The 19,819-nt window shown below is 61.1% G+C and carries 19 protein-coding genes and 1 tRNA gene; 13 read left to right on the top strand and 7 right to left on the bottom strand.

Going from position 1 to position 19,819, the window contains the following annotated elements:
- Positions 1–109 precede the first annotated feature (109 nt).
- The 7 genes from J2887_RS10440 to J2887_RS10410 all read left to right on the top strand — a co-directional run bounded on the left by J2887_RS10440 (position 110) and on the right by J2887_RS10410 (position 5,776).
- Positions 110–1,408, top strand: a complete 1,299-nt coding sequence (locus tag J2887_RS10440) for a PP2C family protein-serine/threonine phosphatase (RefSeq protein WP_227175940.1) — start codon at positions 110–112, stop codon at positions 1,406–1,408.
- Positions 1,409–1,421: 13 nt separating this feature from the next.
- Positions 1,422–1,913: an STAS domain-containing protein gene (locus tag J2887_RS10435; RefSeq protein ID WP_227175939.1), complete on the top strand. Its 492-nt coding sequence runs from the start codon at positions 1,422–1,424 to the stop codon at positions 1,911–1,913.
- Positions 1,914–2,044: 131 nt separating this feature from the next.
- Positions 2,045–3,109 (top strand): NAD(P)H-dependent glycerol-3-phosphate dehydrogenase, encoded by a 1,065-nt coding sequence (locus J2887_RS10430; protein WP_227175938.1) that lies wholly within the window; start codon positions 2,045–2,047, stop codon positions 3,107–3,109.
- A gap of 19 nt (positions 3,110–3,128) precedes the next feature.
- Positions 3,129–3,578: a SixA phosphatase family protein gene (locus J2887_RS10425; protein WP_227175937.1), complete on the top strand. Its 450-nt coding sequence runs from the start codon at positions 3,129–3,131 to the stop codon at positions 3,576–3,578.
- A 68-nt stretch (positions 3,579–3,646) separates the two neighbouring features.
- On the top strand, positions 3,647–4,543 hold the full coding sequence (locus J2887_RS10420) for a radical SAM protein (protein WP_227175936.1): 897 nt from the start codon (positions 3,647–3,649) through the stop codon (positions 4,541–4,543).
- Positions 4,544–4,574: 31 nt separating this feature from the next.
- Positions 4,575–5,126 (top strand): DUF1285 domain-containing protein, encoded by a 552-nt coding sequence (locus J2887_RS10415; RefSeq protein ID WP_227175935.1) that lies wholly within the window; start codon positions 4,575–4,577, stop codon positions 5,124–5,126.
- Between the two features lie 188 nt (positions 5,127–5,314).
- Positions 5,315–5,776 (top strand): FKBP-type peptidyl-prolyl cis-trans isomerase, encoded by a 462-nt coding sequence (locus tag J2887_RS10410; protein WP_227175934.1) that lies wholly within the window; start codon positions 5,315–5,317, stop codon positions 5,774–5,776.
- 155 nt (positions 5,777–5,931) lie between these two features.
- Here the strand turns inward: J2887_RS10410 and J2887_RS10405 are convergent, their stop codons facing one another.
- Positions 5,932–7,584: an electron transfer flavoprotein-ubiquinone oxidoreductase gene (locus J2887_RS10405; protein ID WP_227175933.1), complete on the bottom strand. Its 1,653-nt coding sequence runs from the start codon at positions 7,582–7,584 to the stop codon at positions 5,932–5,934.
- 754 nt (positions 7,585–8,338) lie between these two features.
- Here J2887_RS10405 and J2887_RS10400 point away from each other — a divergent pair.
- Both J2887_RS10400 and J2887_RS10395 read left to right on the top strand, forming a co-directional pair.
- Entirely contained in the window at positions 8,339–9,088 is a 750-nt protein-coding gene (locus J2887_RS10400) for an electron transfer flavoprotein subunit beta/FixA family protein (RefSeq protein WP_227175932.1), read from the top strand.
- A complete protein-coding gene (locus J2887_RS10395; RefSeq protein WP_227175931.1) occupies positions 9,089–10,024 on the top strand; it encodes an electron transfer flavoprotein subunit alpha/FixB family protein in 936 nt (311 codons plus the stop codon).
- A gap of 76 nt (positions 10,025–10,100) precedes the next feature.
- Here the strand turns inward: J2887_RS10395 and J2887_RS10390 are convergent, their stop codons facing one another.
- On the bottom strand, positions 10,101–10,544 hold the full coding sequence (locus J2887_RS10390) for a hypothetical protein (RefSeq protein WP_227175930.1): 444 nt from the start codon (positions 10,542–10,544) through the stop codon (positions 10,101–10,103).
- A gap of 9 nt (positions 10,545–10,553) precedes the next feature.
- Positions 10,554–10,877 carry a hypothetical protein gene (locus tag J2887_RS10385; protein ID WP_227175929.1) on the bottom strand — a complete coding sequence of 108 codons (324 nt, stop codon included), beginning with the start codon at positions 10,875–10,877 and terminating at the stop codon, positions 10,554–10,556.
- 266 nt (positions 10,878–11,143) lie between these two features.
- Between J2887_RS10385 and J2887_RS10380 the strand changes: the two genes are divergently transcribed.
- Both J2887_RS10380 and J2887_RS10375 read left to right on the top strand, forming a co-directional pair.
- On the top strand, positions 11,144–11,563 hold the full coding sequence (locus J2887_RS10380; protein WP_227175928.1) for a hypothetical protein: 420 nt from the start codon (positions 11,144–11,146) through the stop codon (positions 11,561–11,563).
- Between the two features lie 34 nt (positions 11,564–11,597).
- A complete protein-coding gene (locus J2887_RS10375) occupies positions 11,598–12,833 on the top strand; it encodes a saccharopine dehydrogenase family protein (RefSeq protein WP_227175927.1) in 1,236 nt (411 codons plus the stop codon).
- Positions 12,834–12,841: 8 nt separating this feature from the next.
- Here the strand turns inward: J2887_RS10375 and cydC are convergent, their stop codons facing one another.
- Genes cydC through J2887_RS10355 form a run of 4 tightly spaced genes read right to left on the bottom strand, consistent with a single transcriptional unit; the run spans position 12,842 to position 18,666 of the window.
- Positions 12,842–14,509: a thiol reductant ABC exporter subunit CydC gene (cydC, locus tag J2887_RS10370; protein ID WP_227175926.1), complete on the bottom strand. Its 1,668-nt coding sequence runs from the start codon at positions 14,507–14,509 to the stop codon at positions 12,842–12,844.
- Positions 14,502–16,214 carry a thiol reductant ABC exporter subunit CydD gene (gene cydD / locus J2887_RS10365; protein ID WP_227175925.1) on the bottom strand — a complete coding sequence of 571 codons (1,713 nt, stop codon included), beginning with the start codon at positions 16,212–16,214 and terminating at the stop codon, positions 14,502–14,504. Before cydD ends, cydC begins: the two co-directional genes overlap by 8 nt.
- Before the next feature lie 14 nt (positions 16,215–16,228).
- On the bottom strand, positions 16,229–17,233 hold the full coding sequence (gene cydB, locus J2887_RS10360; RefSeq protein ID WP_227175924.1) for a cytochrome d ubiquinol oxidase subunit II: 1,005 nt from the start codon (positions 17,231–17,233) through the stop codon (positions 16,229–16,231).
- A gap of 2 nt (positions 17,234–17,235) precedes the next feature.
- Positions 17,236–18,666 carry a cytochrome ubiquinol oxidase subunit I gene (locus tag J2887_RS10355; RefSeq protein WP_227175923.1) on the bottom strand — a complete coding sequence of 477 codons (1,431 nt, stop codon included), beginning with the start codon at positions 18,664–18,666 and terminating at the stop codon, positions 17,236–17,238.
- A 188-nt stretch (positions 18,667–18,854) separates the two neighbouring features.
- On the opposite strand from J2887_RS10355, the gene J2887_RS10350 reads away from it, so the two are divergent.
- Both J2887_RS10350 and J2887_RS10345 read left to right on the top strand, forming a co-directional pair.
- Positions 18,855–19,481: a class I SAM-dependent methyltransferase gene (locus J2887_RS10350; RefSeq protein ID WP_227175922.1), complete on the top strand. Its 627-nt coding sequence runs from the start codon at positions 18,855–18,857 to the stop codon at positions 19,479–19,481.
- Between the two features lie 91 nt (positions 19,482–19,572).
- Positions 19,573–19,659, top strand: a tRNA-Leu gene (locus J2887_RS10345).
- Positions 19,660–19,819 lie beyond the last annotated feature (160 nt).

Here is a 19,819-nt window from a genome sequence, read left to right as displayed (position 1 = left end):
CAACAGACGGATTCGTGTCTTGTTATATCACAGGGACGTGCCAGAATAGGCAAATATGGACTCTTCCAAGCGATTTGTCGTTTCACACTGGTAGTTTAGGGCGACAGCCATGACCTCGCGCACCGAGCGCATCGTGATCATCGATCCGGATGAAACATCCCGACAGGAACTGGATCGTTACCTTGAATCCAAGGGCTTCTATGTCTGCGGCTACGCCGATCTGGCATCCGCAAAGGCCCTGTCCTCCGAACCCCGGCCTGACGCCGTCTTCGCCGACCTGTCACCCGCCGACCTCCGTAAACTCTGCGACCAGCTTGAAGCCACGGACACCTTCATCCCCGTCATTGCCTACGGCGAAACCGCCGAAGCCACCGTGGTTGTGGAGGCCCTTCGTGCCGGCGCGGAGGACTTTGTGCTCAAACCGCTGCGTGACAAGTCGCTGATCGATGACGTGCTGGGCAAGCTGTTTGACCGGGTTCGGGTGAACCGGCTCAACCAGCTATATCGCCAGGAGCTTGAGGAAGCCAACAGCGATCTGCGGGCCGGTATCTCGGAGCTGCGCGCTGATCAGCGGGCCGGTCGCAAGGTTCAGCTCAAGATGCTGCCGGAGCACGACTACCAGCTCGGAGCGCTGGACATTGATCACCTGATCAAACCGTCGCTCTACCTGAGCGGTGATTTCCTCGACTACTTCCGCATTTCCCGCGACCAGACCCTGGTCTACATCGCCGATGTATCCGGCCATGGCGCCAGTTCGGCGTTTGTCACCGTACTGCTGAAGAATCTGACCAACCGGCTCCAGCGCAACCTGCGGCGAGGTTCCAGCGACGACATTCTGTACCCCGACCGGTTCCTGCAGCGAATTAATTCGGAATTGCTGGATACCGGGCTGGGAAAACATGTCACAGTGTTTGTAGGCATTATTTCGGAGAAAGAACGCACGCTGACCTACGCGGTCGGTGCCCATTTCCCGATGCCCATCCTGTCTTTCGAGCAGGGGGAAACGCTGTTTCTTGAGGGCAACGGATTACCGGTGGGACTGTTCGAAGATCCCGAGTGGGAGGTGTACCAGGTTCGCCTGGACAGACCATTCCAGTTATATCTGTTTTCCGATGGAATACTGGAAGTTATAAAGGCCAAGAGCCTCGCCGAAAAGGAGGCGAGATTACTTGAACTCGTATCAGGAGGTCGTCACACTATCGCATCTTTGAGCGACGCCCTGCAGCTTGGTGAGATGAACGAGCTGCCGGATGACATCGCGATTGTATCTGTGTCCGATAGAGCTCTGTCCGGGTCAGACGTCACTGTAGCTGAGTCCGATTCCGATGGAGTACCCGCGACCGATGGCGAATCAACCGCTGCCCCAGCAAACGGACCCTTGCTGACGGACAGCCCCGAGTCGAAATAGTGGCAGTGTGAACATGGCTGGCTACAAGATCCTCCAAGCTGAGAAACAGGGCATCTACGTCCTCAAGTTTATTGGCGAGATCCGTCTGAACCTGTGTTCGACGCTGGATAATCTGGTGGAATCCATCACCCAGGACCCGCACTTCAAGACGGTGGTGATTGATCTGACGGAAACCGAAATCATCGACAGCACCACCCTGGGACTGCTGGCGAAGATCGCGATGGCCGCCCACCGACAGAGCAAATTCCTGCCCACACTGATTTCGACCAACCCGGACATTACCCGAATCATCACCTCTATGGGGTTCGACAAGATCTTCATCATTGTTCGCGAACCCGCCTCTCGAATTGAAGAACTAGAAGAAATTCCAGTCCTGCGGGCCAGCGAACACCAGGTCCGCGACAAGGTACTGGACGCTCACCGCGTACTGATGGGCCTGAACAGCAAGAACCGCGAAGAGTTCAAGAATCTTGTCCGGGCGCTGGAATGCGAGGACCACGGCTGAGTCACTGCCCACTGCATTGGCTTGTGTTGCCACGGTTGCACGCACTGTCACGGGTGTAATGCGAGGGCGACGCCGCTCCGCCGTGCTCCAGCCACACAGTACGTTCTCATGGATGCGTAGACGGAAACCCTATGTCTCAACAATCTCACTCAACCTCATCCCACTCCGACCAGAAGAAGCAGGTCGCCGTGCTCGGCGGTGGCAGCTTTGGCACGGCCATCACCAAGGTGCTGGCGGAGAACGGCCACACTGTGCACTTCTGGATGCGCGATGGCGAACAGGCCCGGGAAGTGGCAGAGCAGGGCACCAACCAGCGTTACATGCCCGGAATCCAGTTGACGGGTGACATTCGCCCCACCACCGATTTCTCCACGGCCGTGCAGTCGGCCGAGGCGGTGTTTGTCGCCATTCCCAGCAAGGCCTTCCGCGCGGTGATCCAGCAACACGCCGCGGATTTCTGCAACGACCAGATCGTAGTCAGCCTGACCAAGGGCATCGAACGCCACGGCTTCAAGCTGATGAGCGAGATCCTCCAGGAAGAGATTCCCCGCACCCGGATCGGGGTGCTCAGCGGGCCCAACCTGGCGGGCGAGATTGTTAACCGCGACCTGACCGCCACTGTGATTGCCGCCAAAGACCCGGATGTTCGCCGCACTGTGCAGGGGCTGCTGGGCTGTGAGTATTTCCGGGTCTACGCCAATGTCGACATCTACGGCGTGGAGCTGGCCGGTGCACTGAAGAACATCTATGCCATCGTCTCCGGCCTGGCCGCGGCGCTGGATCTGGGCGAGAACGCCAAGGCCATGCTGATCACCCGCAGCCTGGCGGAGATGAGCCGATTTGCCGTCAGTCTCGGTGCCAATCCCATGACCTTCATGGGGCTGGCCGGTGTCGGCGATCTGGTGGTGACCTGCACCTCCTCAAAAAGCCGCAACTACCGGGTGGGTTACGCGGTGGGCAAGGGCGCTTCCCTCGAGGACGCCGCTGCCGAACTTGGCCAGGTTGCCGAAGGCATCCACACCCTGCAACTGGTGAAGGAGAAGGCTGAAGACGCCGGCATCTACATGCCGCTGGTGCGGGGCCTCTATGAGATCATCCACGGCGGCGCGTCCATCAAGGCCGTTATCAATGGCCTGATGATGGCGGTGCAGAATTCCGATGTGGAGTTTATACTGCCGCGAACGCTGACCTACTGATGACCAGGGTGGTATGCCGATGAACCTGTTGATCATGCGCCACGGCGAAGCCGGCTGGCATACCCTGGACCAGCAGCGGGAGCTGACCGAAGCCGGTCGACTGGCGACGGCCGCCGTTGCCCGCAAGCTGGCGGACTCTCCCTGGCGGCCCAGTGAGATCTGGTCCAGCCCGCTGGTGCGGGCTCACCAGACCGCCACCATCGTTTCCGAAATCCTCAACTGCCCGGTGATCGAAAAGCCCTTCATCACCCCCGATGACGATCCGGGCGAATGCCTGGACGAACTGATCCGCTCGGCACCCGACGCCCTGATGCTGGTGTCGCACATGCCGTTCGTCGGCGCACTGTCGACACTGCTGGTGGACGGCCACCGACACGGCATTCCCTTTATGACCAGCCAGGCCGTCATGCTCGACATGCCCATTGCCGGCCCGGGGTGCGCCGATCTGCGGGCCCAGTTCCTGCCGTGAGCGGACAACCCACGCTGATAACCAGAACGCTCCATTGAAGAGCGTCACCAACAACCGTCGAATTTGCTATGAACCAGTTTCCGATTGATTACATCGAGCCGGTCTTCCGGCCGCCCAGCGAGGCCAAGTCGCTGATCCTTCCCGTCACCAATGGCTGCTCCTGGAACCGCTGCACCTTCTGCGAAATGTACACCCAGCCGCAGAAGAAGTTTCGTGCCCGCAAAGACGAGGATATCCGCCAGGACATCGAACGGGCTGCCAGAGCTTTCGGCAGTGTCCGTCGCGTATTCCTTGCCGACGGTGATGCCATGGTATTGCCCACCCGGCGCCTGCTGGCGATCCTCCGGGATCTGCATCAGGCATTTCCGGACCTGCAGCGGGTATCGAGTTACTGCCTGCCGCGCAACCTGGCGAAGAAAACCGTGGAGGAGCTGGCCGAGCTGAAAGCCGCCGGCCTGCACTTCATGTACGTGGGGATGGAATCCGGCGACGACGAGGTGTTGCGCCGAGTCAACAAGGGGGAGACCTACGAGTCGACCCGTTCCGCCCTCGACAAGATCCACGCCGCCGGTCTGACCAGCTCGGTCATGGTATTGAACGGACTGGGGGGCACCGAACTGTCCGAGCAGCACGCCATCAACACCGCACGGCTGTGCAACGACACCCAGCCCAATTACCTGTCCACGCTGGTGGTCAGCTTTCCGCAGGGAGAGGAGCGCTTCCGGGAAGGTTTCGGTGGCGACTTTGAGATGCTCAACCAGGACGGCCTGTTCAACGAGATCCGCCTGTTCCTCGAGCATCTGGAGCTGGAAAAAACCATCTTCCGCAGTGACCACGCCTCCAACTACCTGGTGCTCAAGGGCACCCTGGGGCGCGACAAGGAGCGCCTGCTGGAGCAGGTGAACCTGGCTATCGCCAATCCGGGAGCTGCTGCCTTGCGCCCGGAGTGGATGCGCGGACTGTGACACCGGAACGTCCAGAATCAGGAGAGGCACCATGAGTCGTGATCCCAAGCAACTGGCCGACCAGATCCAGGCCGCCGCCGACAGCGGCCGGAGCCGGCCGCCGCTGGAGACGTGGCATCCAGAGCTGTCCGGCGACATCGATATCCGCATCTTGCGCGACGGTACCTGGCTGTACCAGGGCGAGCCCCTGAAACGAGCGGCCATCGCCCAGTTGTTCTCGACCATCCTGCGTCGCGAGGACGACGGCGACTACTACCTGGTAACCCCGGTGGAGAAATGGCGCATCCAGGTTGAGGACGCGCCACTTCTGGCCCACGGGCTGGAGCGGGAAGGCGAGGGCAGCAAGCAGCAACTCTGGTTGACCACCAACATGGATGAGCGCTTGCCGGTTGGGGCTGACCACCCCCTGTCCGTCGGCCATTACCCCAACAGCGAAGAACCCCGGCCGGTGATCCGGGTCCGCCACGGACTGGAAGCCCGGCTGACAACCGCCACCTTCTACGACCTGGCAGAGCAGGTAGTTGAGGATGACGGACAAGGCTACGGCATTTGGAGCGGCGGGGAGTTTTTCCCGCTGGGCTGAAATCCCGGCGTGCACGGTGGCGTTGGCCGTCTTCGGCCTGTTAAACTGTCCGTTCGATCTTGTTACCGAGCCAAGCTCAATAACGAGGCTTGGTGGTCGTTAGTCCCTCTGTGCAGTCCGGCTGTTCACGATCACTTTCGATCGCCCGCAAACCAACTAACAGTCATTGCGACCCGCAAGGAGAACACATGGCCCAACCTCGCGTTGTCTCCATTCACTACACTCTGACCAACGACCAGGGAGAAGAACTGGATTCCTCCCGTGTAGAAGGTCGTGAGCCCCTGTCCTACCTGGAAGGTGCCCAAAACATCATCAGTGGCCTGGAAAGCGCCCTGAACGAGAAAAGCAGCGGTGACCAGCTGAAGGTGACAGTCGCTCCGGCAGATGGCTACGGCGAGGTCAATGAAGAACTGATCCAGCCAGTACCGCGTACCGCTTTCGAAGGTGTAGAAACCATCGAGCCAGGCATGCAGTTCCAGGCCCAGACCCCAGGCGGCCCCCAGATCGTACGGGTTGTTGAAGTGGCTGACGAAACCGTCACCATCGACGCCAACCACCCGCTGGCTGGCCAGACCCTGCACTTTGACGTGGAAGTCGTAGAAACCCGCGACGCCACCGACGAAGAGCAGGAGCACGGTCACGTGCACTGATTGCCGACAGGCAACCGTCCTTAACGGACGCGACGGCCCCGTCCGGCAGGCGCATTGCGCGCCTTCTGGTCGGGGCCGTTTTTTTTGATCTCTGCGCGCGAACAGGAGACATAAAAAAACGGCCCCGAAGGGCCGCTTTTTACGAACAGCGGTAATTACATGTTCGGGTAGTTGGGGCCACCGCCGCCTTCCGGCGTTACCCAGGTGATGTTCTGGGCCGGGTCCTTGATGTCGCAGGTTTTGCAGTGCACGCAGTTCTGGGCGTTGATCTGGAACTTCTTGCCGCTGCCATCGTCCGCTTCCACCACCTCGTATACACCCGCCGGGCAGTAACGCTGCGCAGGCTCGTCGTACTTGGGCAGGTTTTCCTTCAGCGGAATCTCGGCGTCTGTCAGTTTGAGGTGAACCGGCTGGTCTTCCTCGTGGTTGGTGTTGGATACAAACACCGATGACAGTCGATCAAACGTCAGCACGTTGTCCGGCTTCGGATAATTGATCTTTTTGGCCTCGGATGCCGGCTTCAGGGTGGCGTAATCCGGTGTGGTGTCGTGGAAGGTGAGGGGCAGGCTACCGCGCAGGATGTTCTGCTCGAAGAATGCCACAGCGCCACCGACGATGTTGCCGAACTTGTGCATGGCCGGGCCAAAGTTACGCTCGTCGTAGAGCTCCTTGTACAGCCAGCTGTTCTTGAAGCGATCGCCGAAGCTGGTGATCTCTTCGCCAGACTTGCCTTCCTTCAATGCTTCAAAGACCGCTTCAGCACCCAGCAGACCAGACTTCATGGCGGTGTGAGAGCCTTTGATCTTGGAGCTGTTCAGCGTTCCGGCATCACAGCCCAGCAGCAGGCCGCCCGGGAAGCTCATCTTCGGTAGGGCGTTGAAGCCGCCCTTGGCGATAGCCCGGGCACCGTAGGCCACGCGCTTGCCGCCTTCCAGATATTTCTTCACTTCTGGGTGCAGCTTCAGGCGCTGGAATTCCTCAAACGGACTCAGGTGCGGGTTGCTGTAGGACAGGTCGGTAATCAGGCCAACGTAAACCTGGCCATTTTCCAGGTGGTACAGGAAAGAACCACCGGTAGAGCCGGACTCGTTCAGCGGCCAGCCCGTGGTGTGAACCACCAGGCCCGGCTCGTGTTTGGCCGGATCGATATCCCACAGTTCCTTGATACCGATACCGTAGTGTTGTGGGTCTTTGCCTTCATCGAGGTTGTAATCCTTGATCAGGCGCTTGCCCAGGTGACCACGGCAGCCTTCGGTGAACAGGGTGTACTTGGCGCGCAGTTCCATGCCAGGCATGAAGCCGTCTTTCTCACTGCCATCACGGGCAACACCCATGTCACCGGTGATGATGCCTTTGACTTGGCCATCCTCAACGATGGTCTCGGAAGCGGCAAAGCCGGGGTATACCTCAACGCCCAGGGCTTCGGCCTGCTCGGCCAGCCAGCGGCAGAGGTTGCCAAGACTGATGATGTAGTTGCCATGGTTGTGCATGTTGCGGGGCACAAAGGCGTTGGGAACCTTGGTGGCGGCTTCCTGGTTCTTGAGCAGGAAGATATCGTCCCGGGTTACCGGCGTGTTCAGCGGGGCGCCTTTTTCTTTCCAGTCCGGGAACAGTTCATTGAGGGCCGTCGGCTCAAATACGGTACCGGCGAGGATGTGCGCGCCGATCTCCGAACCTTTTTCGACAACACAGACGGTCAGTTCTTCGCCAGCTTCCTGCGCCAACTGCATGACGCGGCAGGCCGCTGACAGGCCGGCAGGGCCTCCGCCGACGATCAGAACATCAAATTCCATCGATTCGCGTTCCACGTTGGTCTCCTCAAACTTCTTAGTGGATATAAGGACTTCGACGCTCGGTCGCTCAACCGCCCGGCGCGCGCGGCCACCGGAATAACAGAGCAAGCTGTTTCGAATTGCGAAGAAAAATCCTGTCTCTCTATTTTTGCTGGCAGCCACCAGGCCGCTCAGGGGGCGTAATAATAGCGGACTCTGGCCGCCTACACGACTCCCGAAGGCCACTTTGGCTGGCCTTATGGCCCTCTAGGATATAACAATCGCAGAATCAAACAAACGTTTGTTTGAATTTTGCCGATTCCTTTGGCATTGTTAGCTGGCTCACAGCGTTTGAGCGCGTGACCCCAGGCCTGCACTGACTGCGGCCAGGGAAATCACGGGCGGAGTTCCGTCTCTTGCGATCGGGCGCTTCCTTAATAGAAGACGCCTGAAACCGGGGAGGGCCAACACGGGTGTAATTTGAGTCGTTTTTTAGTATCGTCTCATCGCACCGTGGACGTCAATACACCCTTCCGTTGGCCTATATAGCGGCTTTCGGGCGTCGTTGGGGACTATTGACCCGCCCGGGCTTTGCCTTCAGTATTAGGGCGCCCTGACCGTGAGTCCTGCGCTTAGGTACTGTTTGAACAGCCGGTTTGTACCCGCGGGTTCACCGGTACGACAGGAATCATGAATACTCTGCCGCCGTGCTGACCAACTCCAAGCGAAGCCATTCGCGAGTATTTCTGATTGCGAGTCATTAAACCCATCGTAGAAGAACGAGGAATCTATGAAGGTTCTGGTCGCTGTAAAACGAGTAATCGACTACAACGTTAAGGTGCGGGTAAAACCGGACAACACCGGCGTTGATCTCGCCAACGTCAAGATGGCAATGAACCCTTTCTGTGAAATCGCGGTAGAAGAAGCGGTTCGCCTGAAAGAGAAGGGCGTTGCTACTGAAATCGTCGTGGTTTCCATTGGTCCCAAGGCCGCCCAAGAGCAGATCCGTACCGCTCTGGCACTGGGTGCCGACCGTGGTATCCATATCGAAACAGAAGAAGAGGTTCAGTCTCTCGAAGCGGCCAAGCTGCTCAAGTCTGTTGTCGAGAAGGAAGAGCCCAAGCTGGTTATCCTGGGCAAGCAGTCCATCGATTCCGACAACAACCAGACTGGCCAGATGCTGGCCGCGCTGACCGGTATGGGTCAGGGCACCTTCGCTTCCGAAGTTGTTGTTGACGGTGAGAAAGTAAACGTTACCCGTGAGGTTGACGGTGGTCTGATGACTGTCTCCCTGAACCTCCCGGCGGTGGTCACCACCGACCTTCGTCTCAACGAGCCGCGCTACGCTTCTCTGCCGAACATCATGAAGGCCAAGAAGAAGCCGCTCGAGGCTATCAGCCCGGCCGATCTGGGTGTTGAGATCGCCCCGCGCCTGTCCACCCTGAAAGTTGAAGCTCCGGCAGCACGCCAGGCGGGCATCAAGGTGGCTGACGTTGCGGAACTCGTTGATAAACTGAAGAACGAAGCGAAGGTGATCTAAATGAGCATCCTGGTAATTGCTGAACACGATAACAGCAGCCTGAAACAGGCTACCCAAAGCGTGGTTGCTGCGGCCAAGGCCATCGGCGGCGATGTGGACGTTCTGGTTGCCGGCGAAAACTGCGGCGGTGTTGCCGAAGCAGCTGCCAAAGTTGATGGCGTGAACAAGGTTCTGGTTGCCGACAACGCAGCCTACGGCCACTTCCTGGCTGAAAACCTGTCCGAGCTGGTTGCCGAAGCAGGCAAAGGCTACAGCCACATTCTCGCGGCTGCCGGTACTACTGGCAAAGACTTCATGCCGCGCGTTGCTGCGCTGCTGGACGTTGCCCAGATCTCCGACATCATCCGTGTTGAATCTGAAGACACCTTCGTTCGTCCGATCTACGCCGGTAACGCCATCGCGACCGTCAAGAGCAGCGACAGCGTGAAGGTCATCACCGTTCGTCCGACCGCGTTCGACGCCGTACCGGCCGAAGGTGGTTCCGCAGCGGTTGAGGCCCTGGACACTGTTAAGGATGCCGGTCTGTCTTCCTTCGTTGGCGAAGAGAAAGCCGAATCCGATCGTCCGGACCTGGCCAGCGCCGGAATCGTCATCTCCGGTGGCCGTGGCATGCAGAACGGCGACAACTTCAAGATGCTTGAAGAAGTGGCTGATGTTCTGGGTGCGGCCGTTGGTGCCTCCCGTGCCGCTGTTGACGCCGGTTTCGTACCGAACGACATGCAGGTAGGCCAGACCGGTAAGATCGTTGCTCCGCAGCTGTACATTGCCGTCGGTATCTCCGGCGCCATCCAGCACCTGGCGGGTATGTCTGACTCCAAAGTGATCGTTGCGATCAACAAGGACGAAGAAGCACCGATCTTCCAGGTAGCGGACTACGGCCTGGTTGCCGACCTGTTCGAAGCGGTACCCCAGCTCAAGGAAGAACTGCAGAAGTAAGTTCTTCCCGAGCACAAAAAGAGCGCCAATTGGCGCTCTTTTTTTTGCCTGTTGTTGGTCAAAAACTGATGGCCACTCAGCGTTCCGACTTGTCCTCATCCTTGCCGCGTTGGCCAACCATATCCCCCAAGACATGCAGTACACGGTTGGTGGAGCGGATGGCTCGATACAGGCTGCGGGTGGTGTCGTCGTGCACCTCCCGGGCACGGCGGGCCTTGGCCCGGAACTCATCGGAGGTGGAGTAGCGGTCCACCAGATCAAACGTCACCCCGGTTATGGTCCGGTGCAGCGCCTCCACCGCCGTGGTACCGCCGTGGACGCTCTCTTCCATCAGTTTCTTGCGGTTACGCCGTTCCAGCCGCTCCAGTCGCCGCCGCCCGGCCTCGCTGCGATCCCGGAGCAGGGCACACTCAAGCTGCCGGCCCAGCAGATGATTGCGCCACGCCGCTCGCACAGCCAGAGCCACCAACGCCAGGGTCACCAGTGCAGGAATCAGGGTTACGCCTTGAATCAGTGACATGGCATCTCCTCAGCGGTACTCGATCTGCAGGTCGACGTCGATGTCCCGCTCTTTCAACTCCAGCGCTAGCTCTTCCTGGACCTGCTGGTACACCATGCGGGTGACCATCACCGGCAGCCGGTCCGCCACCATTCGCGCCGAGCGGGATTCCCGCTTGGCCAGCACCAGAGGATCGCGGACCTTCAGGGTCAGCACCATCTCCGGCTCCAGATTCTCTTCGCCACGTCGGGCCAGCGTTCGTGCAAACAGGCGCTGCTGCCGGCGCAGGGCCACATAGAGCAGGCCTGTCACCACAGCCAGCGCTACAAACGCAGTCAGCAGTAGATAGCTCACACCAGGTTCCTCATCGCTGTCATTGTCGTTATCCGACCCAATGTTTGAATATCAGGCACAGTGTGCAGTAGCCGGCCGGGAATGCGATTGGCCGCCCAGACAGCCCCCTCGCCGAAAAACAGACAGCTTCCTTTGCCGCAGAAGCATCAGCCCTTTCGCAAAAAACAGAAAGCGTCCAGGCAGTTGCAGGCCACTGCCGATATTTGCGCCAGATCGCGAATCGCGCCACACTTTTCGGCGTTACCGCCCAACGGATGGATAGAACGATGATATGGTTGAAAGCCTTTGTCAGTGGTTTCCTGGCGACACTGATTTTTCATCAGGGTCTGTTTACCCTGTTTCACGTCGCCGGTGCGGTTGCCGCCGAACCGTTCAACTTCGAGCCTGTTCCGCCCCTGGGGATTCCCGCTGTGGTGTCACTGTCGTTCTTCGGTGGCCTATGGGGGCTGGTGCTGTGGGCCCTGCTTGGGCGCCTGGCAACCAAACCGTTTTGGGCTCTGTCGGTGGTATTGGGGGCGATCTTCCCAACCGCGGTGGCGATGCTGGTGGTCTTCCCACTCAAAGGTCTGGCCGTTACCCAGACGACCTGGCTGGGCGGTTTGCTGCTTAACGGATTCTGGGGGCTAGGGGTGGCGGTTTTCCTGGCCCTGATGGGGGCACGGCGCCCGCCTGATCCGATCTCTTGACGTTTCACTTCGCTCTAATGGCTAAGGGAGCACTATGGAAAAGCAACAGTTCGACCTGGTGGTGTTTGGTGCCACCAGTTTTGTGGGACAGATTCTCACTCGCTACCTGACAGAAACTTACGGCGTCGGCGGCACCGTCAGTTGGGCCATCGCCGGCCGCTCCGGCCACAAGCTGGAAACCCTCAAGAATGAGCTGGGCGAAAGGGCCCGGGAGCTTCCTATCCTGCTGGCCGATGCCAGTCGCCCGGAATCCCTCGACGAACTGTGCCTGCAGACCCGAGTCATCATCTCTACCGTCGGCCCTTACGCGCTGTACGGTGAACCGCTGATCAAAGCCTGTGTCAGCTCCGGTACCGACTACTGCGACCTCACTGGCGAAGTGCAGTGGATTCGCGCCATGATCGAGCGCTACGAGGACCAGGCCAAGGCCTCCGGCGCCCGCATCGTGCATTGCTGCGGCTTTGATTCCATTCCCTCTGACCTTGGCGTGCTGTTCCTGCAGCAACAGGCGCAGCAGACCTTTGGTCATTACTGCACCCAGGTCAAGATGCGGGTCAAGGCTGCCAAGGGCGAGTTCTCCGGTGGCACCGTCGCCAGCCTGATGAACGTTGCCAAAGAGGCCGCAGCCGATCCGGCCCTGCGCAAGGAGCTGGCCAATCCGTTCTCCATCTGCCCGCCGGGACACCGCTCAAGCCAGCGCCAGCCCAACGTAAAATCAGCTAGTTACGACAAAGACTTCGACGCCTGGACAGCACCGTTCGTGATGGCGGCGATCAACACCCGCATCGTTCATCGCAGCAACGCACTGATGGCGACCGGCTATGGCAAGGAGTTTCTCTACGACGAAGCCATGCTCACCGGGCGCGGACTCAAGGGCAGGGCGACCGCCTACGCCATCACCGCGGCCCTCGGTGGATTCCTGGCAGCCTCGGCCATCAAGCCAACCCGCTGGGCCCTGGAGCGCTTTGTGGTGCCCAAACCCGGCGAGGGCCCGAGCCCGGAAGCGCAGCAGAACGGCTTCTACGATCTGCGGTTTGTGGGCCATACCGAGGCCGGCGAGAGCATCCGCACCCGGGTCACTGGCGACCGGGACCCGGGCTATGGCTCCACCGGCAAAATGCTGGGTGAGGCCGGCGCCTGTCTGGCGTTCGACCTCGACCCGGACGCCCCCGGCGGCTTCTGGACTCCAGCCAGTCTGCTGGGCCAGTCTCTGCTGGACCGGCTGACCACCCGTGCGGGCCTGCGCTTCGAACTGCTGGAGAACAACTGAGGGCAGGGTCAGCGCTGGTCCAGGTGAAGCACTTGCCGCACCGGGACCAGCGCGTCCTCGTCATGGGCCAGCACCACCACGGTTCGACCTTCCAGCCAGGCGGGTAGCTGCTGGCAGATCCGCTCCCGGGTGGCCCGGTCCAGGCCGGTAAAGGGCTCATCCAGAATCACCAGATCCGCCGGATGCAGCAGCACCCGCGCCAGCGCCACCCGCCGGGCCTCACCGCCAGACAGCTTGCTGCCGTAAGCCCCCAGCCAGGTATCCAGGCGCCCGCGACTGGCTGCAATCCGCTCGCCAAGCCCCACCAGTTCCAGCGTCCGCCACAGGGTTTCATCCGATACCGGACGGCCATCCGGCACCAGATTGGCCCTCAGCGTATCGTCCAGCAGGGTGGTCTGCTGGGTCAGATAGGCGACCCGGGCCGCCGGCACGCCTTCTCGTTGGCCCGCTGCCAGCGGCGCACATCCGGCCAGGGCATCCGCCAACGACGACTTGCCGCTACCGGAGCGACCCACAACCCCCAGCCAGTCCCCCACCTCAAGCGTCAGAGTCAGCCCCTTCAGGACCGGCTCCAGCCCCGCAGGACTGATATCGGCATTGCGTAGGCAGATTCCGGTTCGGGCCTGGTCTTTGCCAGCGTCAGCCCGCTCTCGGTCTGGGTCTGGGCTGGGGCTGGGGCTGGGGCTGGGGCTGGGAACAAGGGTGCCACTGTCGCGATTCAGCCGCGCCGCGGATGTTACGGTGGCGCCCAGGCGTCCGAACGCTTCCGGCAGTTGGCCATAGACCTCCACCAATCCCAGCAGTGCCAGAGGCAGAATCACCGCCACCGGCCCGGTAATCGCACCCGCCGCCATCTGCTGAAGCCCCAGCACCAGCGCGGTCAGTGCCGCGAGGTTCACCAGCGCCCCGGTCAGAGCCTGATGCCAGGCGGTGCGAGTATCCACCACCACCTGACCGGCCATGTAGTCGTCCCCCCGGGCTGACAGCGCCTGCTGTTGCTGAGGCAGCAAACCGGCGGCCCGCAGCTCCGCCTGACCCTCCAGGTGTTCGATGGTGGCTGCCCGCAGATCTGCCTGCTGCGCCATCATGGCAGCGGCATGGTCACCGGTACGCAGGTGCAGCAGCACCGTGGCAACAAGGAAACCGGCGGCCAACAGCACCGCCAGCGCCAATGCCAGCACCGGTGACACCAGCCACCAGGCCACCAGCACCAGACCCACGCTGACCAACAGCGCCAGCGCGGTGGGGGCGATAAGGCGCAGATAGAGACTGTCCATCGCATCCAGATCCGTGGTCAGTCGATTCAGCCAGTCAGCGCCACGCAGCGATCGCAGATGGCGGTAGGACTGTCGCGCCAGACCCCGGAACAGCTGAATCCGGACATCCGCCAACAGTCGCAGGACGGTGTCATGGTTGTAGAGTCGCTCCAGATAGCGCGCCACCGTCCGCGTCACCGCAAAACCGCGGATACCGCCGCCGGGGGTGTAAATGTCGAGACTGGCCTGGATGCCGGCGGCAAGCAGCAACCCGGTCACCGCAGTGGCGGTGATGAACCAGCCCGACAGCGCCAGCAGACCCAGGCCAGAGAGCAGCGTCAGCAGAATCAAGCCGGCACCGACGAGCAGTCGCGAACGGCGGCGCTGGATCACTCTGAGCCAGGGAAGCAGTTCAGACATCACGGACGTCACCTCCCTCGACGTGCAGACAGCGGTCCGCCAGGGCCAGCAGGCTGTCGTGGTGGGTCGCCAGCACCAGCGTCCGGCCTTCCGCCTTCAGCGCCGCCAGTGCCTCGATGATCACCGTCTGGCTGTCGGCATCCAGACCGGCGGTGGGCTCATCCAGCAGCACCAGCGGGTAATCCGCCAGGAAGATCCGCGCCAGGCTCAAACGCCGGGCCTGGCCGCCAGAAAGGCCGCTGCCCTGTTCGCTGACAGGGCTGTCCAGACCCGCTGCCCGCTGGCCCGGTAAATCTCCCAGGCCCACCCGGGCCAGGGCCTGTTGCATGTCGGCCTCGGTGGCCGCCGGTGCCACCAGTCTCAGGTTGTCCGCCCAGGACCCCTGCAACAGGAACGGCGATTGCCCCAGCCAACCGAACGGACGGTGGCCGGGCGCTTCCCCAAACACCGAGACCATACCGCCGTCCGGTGGCAGGAAACCGGCCAGAACGTGCAACAGCGAGGACTTGCCGCCACCGGACGGCCCGACCAGAGCCACACAAACACCACGGGGCAAAGACAGCGACAGCCGGTTCAGCACCGGGCCCCGGTCTTCATAGCGGAGGGTCACCGAGTGCAGATCAATCCGGTCCGGAGGCCCGGTGACGGGGGCGTGAGCCGGGTTGGCCGTTGGCGCTGACTGCAGGCGATCCATCAGTTGTGCGGACGCCCCCAGGGCTGCCGCCCGGTCGTGATAGTGCTGGGCCAGCTGCCGCAGAGGCTGAAAGAACTCCGGCGCCAGCAGCAGAATCCACAATCCACTGAACAGGGTGAGGCTGTCCGACGGGCCGAAGCTGATGTAGCCCAGCAGACCAAAACCGATATAGATGGCCACCACCGCGATGGCCACCGACGAGAAAAACTCAAGCACCGCGGACGACAGAAACGCGACCCGCAGGGTTTTCATGGTGACGTCGCGGTATTCCTCAGAACGTGCCGCCAGGGTGTCGGTAGCCCGTTCAACACCCCCAAACAGTTGCAGCGTGGTCAGCGCCCGCACCTTGTCCAGAAACTGGCCGGAAAGCCGGCCAATCACCTGGAAGTGCTGCTGGTTGACCTTCTCCGCGCCCATCCCCACCAGGGCCATGAACAACGGAATCAGCGGCGCCGAGAACAGCAGCAGCAGGGCGGCCAGCCAGTCGAGCCAGGCCGCCACCGCGAGAATGGCCAGCGGTACCAGCACACACAGCATCATCTGGGGCAGGAAACGGGCGAAGTAGCCATGGAGCGCCTCCACCTGGTCCAGCCACTCGCTGGCCAGGGTCGCGGCGGACTCGCCCTGCAGCCGACCGGGGCCGGCCTGCTGCCAGGCCGCCAGCAACTGACGGCGAACGGCGCCCCGAATGGCGCGGCTGCTGTCGGCCGCAAAGCGGCCCTGCAGACCCAGCAGGGCACCCCGCAGGACAATCATCAGCACCAGCGCCGCTATCACCGCCATCAGCTGTGACAGCGGCGCTTCGACGATCACCGTCTGATGCACCAGCCAGGCCAGCAGGCCCATCTGTGCGATGGTTGCCAGACCAGCCAGGGTGCCCGCCAGAATCGTCAGCCGAATCTGGCGTTGACCAACGACGGCCAGGCCGGCCAGCCAGCGGCGAGGGGTGAGGCCGGCCAGCGGCGCCTCCGCGGAGGCACCGGCATCTGGCCGGGATTCAACGGCTTCCATTAGGGCCAGGCCGCTCAGTGATAACCGGCGTCGGCCCGCACCTTGCCGCGGAACACCCAGTAGGTCCAGGCGGTGTAGGCCAGCACGATCGGAATCACGAACAGCAGGCCCAACAGCAGGAACAGCTGGGAGTTGTACGCCGAAGCAGCGTCCCACAGGGTGTACTCCGGCGGCACCACATAAGGCCAGCGACTGACCAGCAGCCCCAGGTAGGTGGTGACAAACAGGCCAATGGTGGCCACGAAGGGCATGCCCTCGGCCCGGTTCCGCACCGAACGGAAGATCTGGTAGGCGAAGAACAGGGTAAACGCCGGCAGAATCCAGATCACACTCAGGTTGGAGAACCAGCGCTCACGCACCAGATCGTCCACGAACGGCGTCCACACGCTGATCACCCCGAAGATCACCAGCACAGCCAACAGCAGCGGGGTTGTCAGGCGATAGGCCCAGGCCTGCAGTTCACCTTCGGTTTTGAGGATCAGCCAGGTGGAGCCGAGCAGGGTGTAGCCTGCCAGCATGCCCACCCCGGTGAGCAGGGTGAACGGTGTCAGCCAGTCGAAGGGGCCGCCCACGAACACACCATCGGCGGTGTTAAAGCCCTGGATGTAGGCACCCACCACGGCGCCCTGGGCAAAGGTGGCAACGGTGGAACCACCGGCGAACGCCCAGTTCCACAGGTAACGGGAGGTCCGCGCCTTGAAGCGGAACTCGAACGCCACGCCTCGGAAGATCAGCCCGGCCACCAGCAGGAACACGCCGATGTACAGCGCCGGCAGGAAGATGCTGTAGACCAGCGGGAACGCGGCCAGCAGGCCGGCACCGCCAAGCACCAGCCAGGTTTCGTTGCCGTCCCACACCGGTGCCACCGAGTTCATCATGATGTCGCGGGATTCCTCGTCCGGAGCGAAGGGGAAAAGAATCCCCACACCCAGATCAAACCCATCCATCAGCACATACATGATGATGCCGAAGCCGATAATGAAGGCCCAGATCAGGGCCAGGTCAAATGGTTCTTGCATGATCAGTGACCTCCCTGGTTGACGGGATTGCCGTGAGCATCGTCGTCGATCTCAAACGGCACATGGGCGGCAGACAGCGGACGGGCAGGGCGGTCGCTTTCCACCGCATCTTCGGCATGAGGGTCTTCAAGCCCCACAAACAGCACCCGCATCAGGTAGTAGACGCCTGCGGTAAACACCATGGCGTACACCACCACGTAGCCAATCAGCGTGAACAGGGCCATGCCACCGGTCAGTGACGGGGTGACAGCCTCTGCCTGGGTCATCAGGCCATACACCAGCCAGGGCGCGCGACCGGTCTCGGTCACAAACCAGCCGGTCAGCACCGCCAGGAACGGCGCAATACTCATGCCCCGAAGCCCCTGCAGGAACCAGCGGGTACGCCAGTAACGGCCACCGGCCCTCAGGAACAGACCCGCCAGCGCAAACAGCACCATCAGCATGCCAATACCCACCATGATGCGGAACGCCCAGAACACCACCGCCACCGGCGGTTGCTCTTCCGGAGCCACCTCTTCCAGACCCTTGATCTCGCCGTGCCAGTCGTGGGTGAGGATCAGGCTTGCCAGGTTGGGGATGCCAATCTCGAAATGGTTGGTCTGGTTCTCCTGGTCCGGAATCGCAAACAGCAACAGCGGCACATCACCGGAGGTTTCCCAGTGGCCTTCCATCGCCGCCACCTTCATGGGCTGGTGCTCCAGAGTGCTGAGACCGTGGAAGTCGCCAACCACCGCCTGCGCCGGCGCAATGAACAGGATCAGCCACAGACACATCGACAGAGCCTTGCGGTTGGCTTCCACCTCGCGCCCCCGCAGCAGATACCAGGCACTGACGCCCGCCACCACAAAGCTGCCGGTCAGGAACGACGCCAGCGCCATGTGCATGAAGCGGAAGGGGAACGACGGGCTGAAGATGGCCTCGCTCCAGGACACCACATGGAACATGCCATCCCTCAGCTCCACCCCGGCCGGGGTCTGCATCCAGCTGTTGGCTGCGAGGATCCAGAAGGCGGAGATAAAGGTACCGGTGGCCACCAGAATGGCCGAAGCCAGGTGGGCGCCGGGTGGCACCTTGTCCCGGCCGAACAGCAGCACCCCGAGGAACGCCGCCTCCAGGAAGAACGCCGTCAACACCTCATAGCTGAGCATGGGGCCAAGGAAGTTGGCGGATGCCTGGGCAAAGTTGCTCCAGTTGGTGCCGAACTGGAAGGACATCACAATGCCCGACACCACGCCCATACCAAACACCACCGCAAACACTTTGGTCCAGAACGTGGACAGCTTCATCCATACCGGATTGCGGGTCTTGAACGCCAGCCCTTCCAGGACCGCGATGAACGATGCCAGACCGATGGTAAACACCGGAAAAATGGCATGAAAGGAAACCACAAACGCGAATTGGATTCGCGAGAGAAAGACAGGATCGAGTTCCACAGCAACCTCCGCTGGACAGAACCGAAAGAATGGCAAGGCAAGGGAATGCCCGTTTGGAAAGCAGGGGTATCTTGATATTAATCATGGCATCTCGCAAATGATCAACATCAACCGGCCCAACTTGACCCTTGCGCCGGATTCCGGCTAGCCCCAACATGTGCCTATTCCAACTTACGGAACATGGTGCCATGGGGTTCTACGAACAGAACATACTGCCTCACCTGATCGACAAGGCCTGCTCCCTGGGGCAGATGATGAAACTGCGTAGCCAGGTTGTCCCCCATGCCAGGGGAACCGTGCTGGAAGTCGGCATGGGCTCGGGCATTAACCTGGAATTCTATCGTCCGCAAAGGGTGACGAAATTGTACGGCCTGGAACCCTCAGCGGGGATGCGGCAAAAGGCCGCACACAACCTGAGCCGCTCGCCGGTCGCCGTGGAATGGCTCGATCTGCCCGGCGAACAGATCCCATTGCCGGACAATTCGGTAGACACCGTGCTGCTCACTTTCACCTTGTGCACCATCCCCGACACCGGTGCCGCCCTGGCGCAAATGCGCCGGGTTCTGAAACCCGATGGCACCCTGCTGTTTCTGGAACACGGACTGGCGCCGGACCGCCGCGTGGAAATCTGGCAACACCGCATCAACCCGGTCTGGCGACGATTCGCCGGCGGCTGCAACCTCGACCGTCCCATCAGCCGGCTGCTGGAGCAGGCCGGCTTCCAGGTGGATGAGCTGAACAACCTCTACATCCCCAAATCGCCGAAAATCGCCAGCTACATCTACCAGGGCCGCGCCAGCCTGCCCAAACCGTGAAAACGCGGCGACGAATTGCGTTCCCCAGCAAGGCCTTATACAATTCGGCCCCCTGGGAGCAACGACGCCTCCCACACCTTCCTCGAAGTACGCCCGGATGGTGAAATTGGTAGACACAAGAGACTTAAAATCTCTCGGCCGCAAGGCCGTGCCGGTTCGATTCCGGCTCCGGGCACCAAAAAAATCAATCAGTTAAAGTGTTTCGTTTTTTGGCTGATTCACCCGACATTTCCTGTGTAGACGCTATGTAGACAAAGCGCCACCTTCTGGCCGCCCAAAATTAGCGTGTACTTTCCCTTATAAACAAAAGCGAACATTCGCACCACACTCGATGAACC

The organism is Marinobacter sp. CA1, from assembly GCF_020546665.1.
Taxonomy (GTDB): Bacteria; Pseudomonadota; Gammaproteobacteria; order Pseudomonadales; family Oleiphilaceae; genus Marinobacter; species Marinobacter xestospongiae.
The sequence above is the reverse complement of the archived record's forward strand: the minus strand, read 5'-3'. Positions and strand labels throughout refer to the sequence as shown.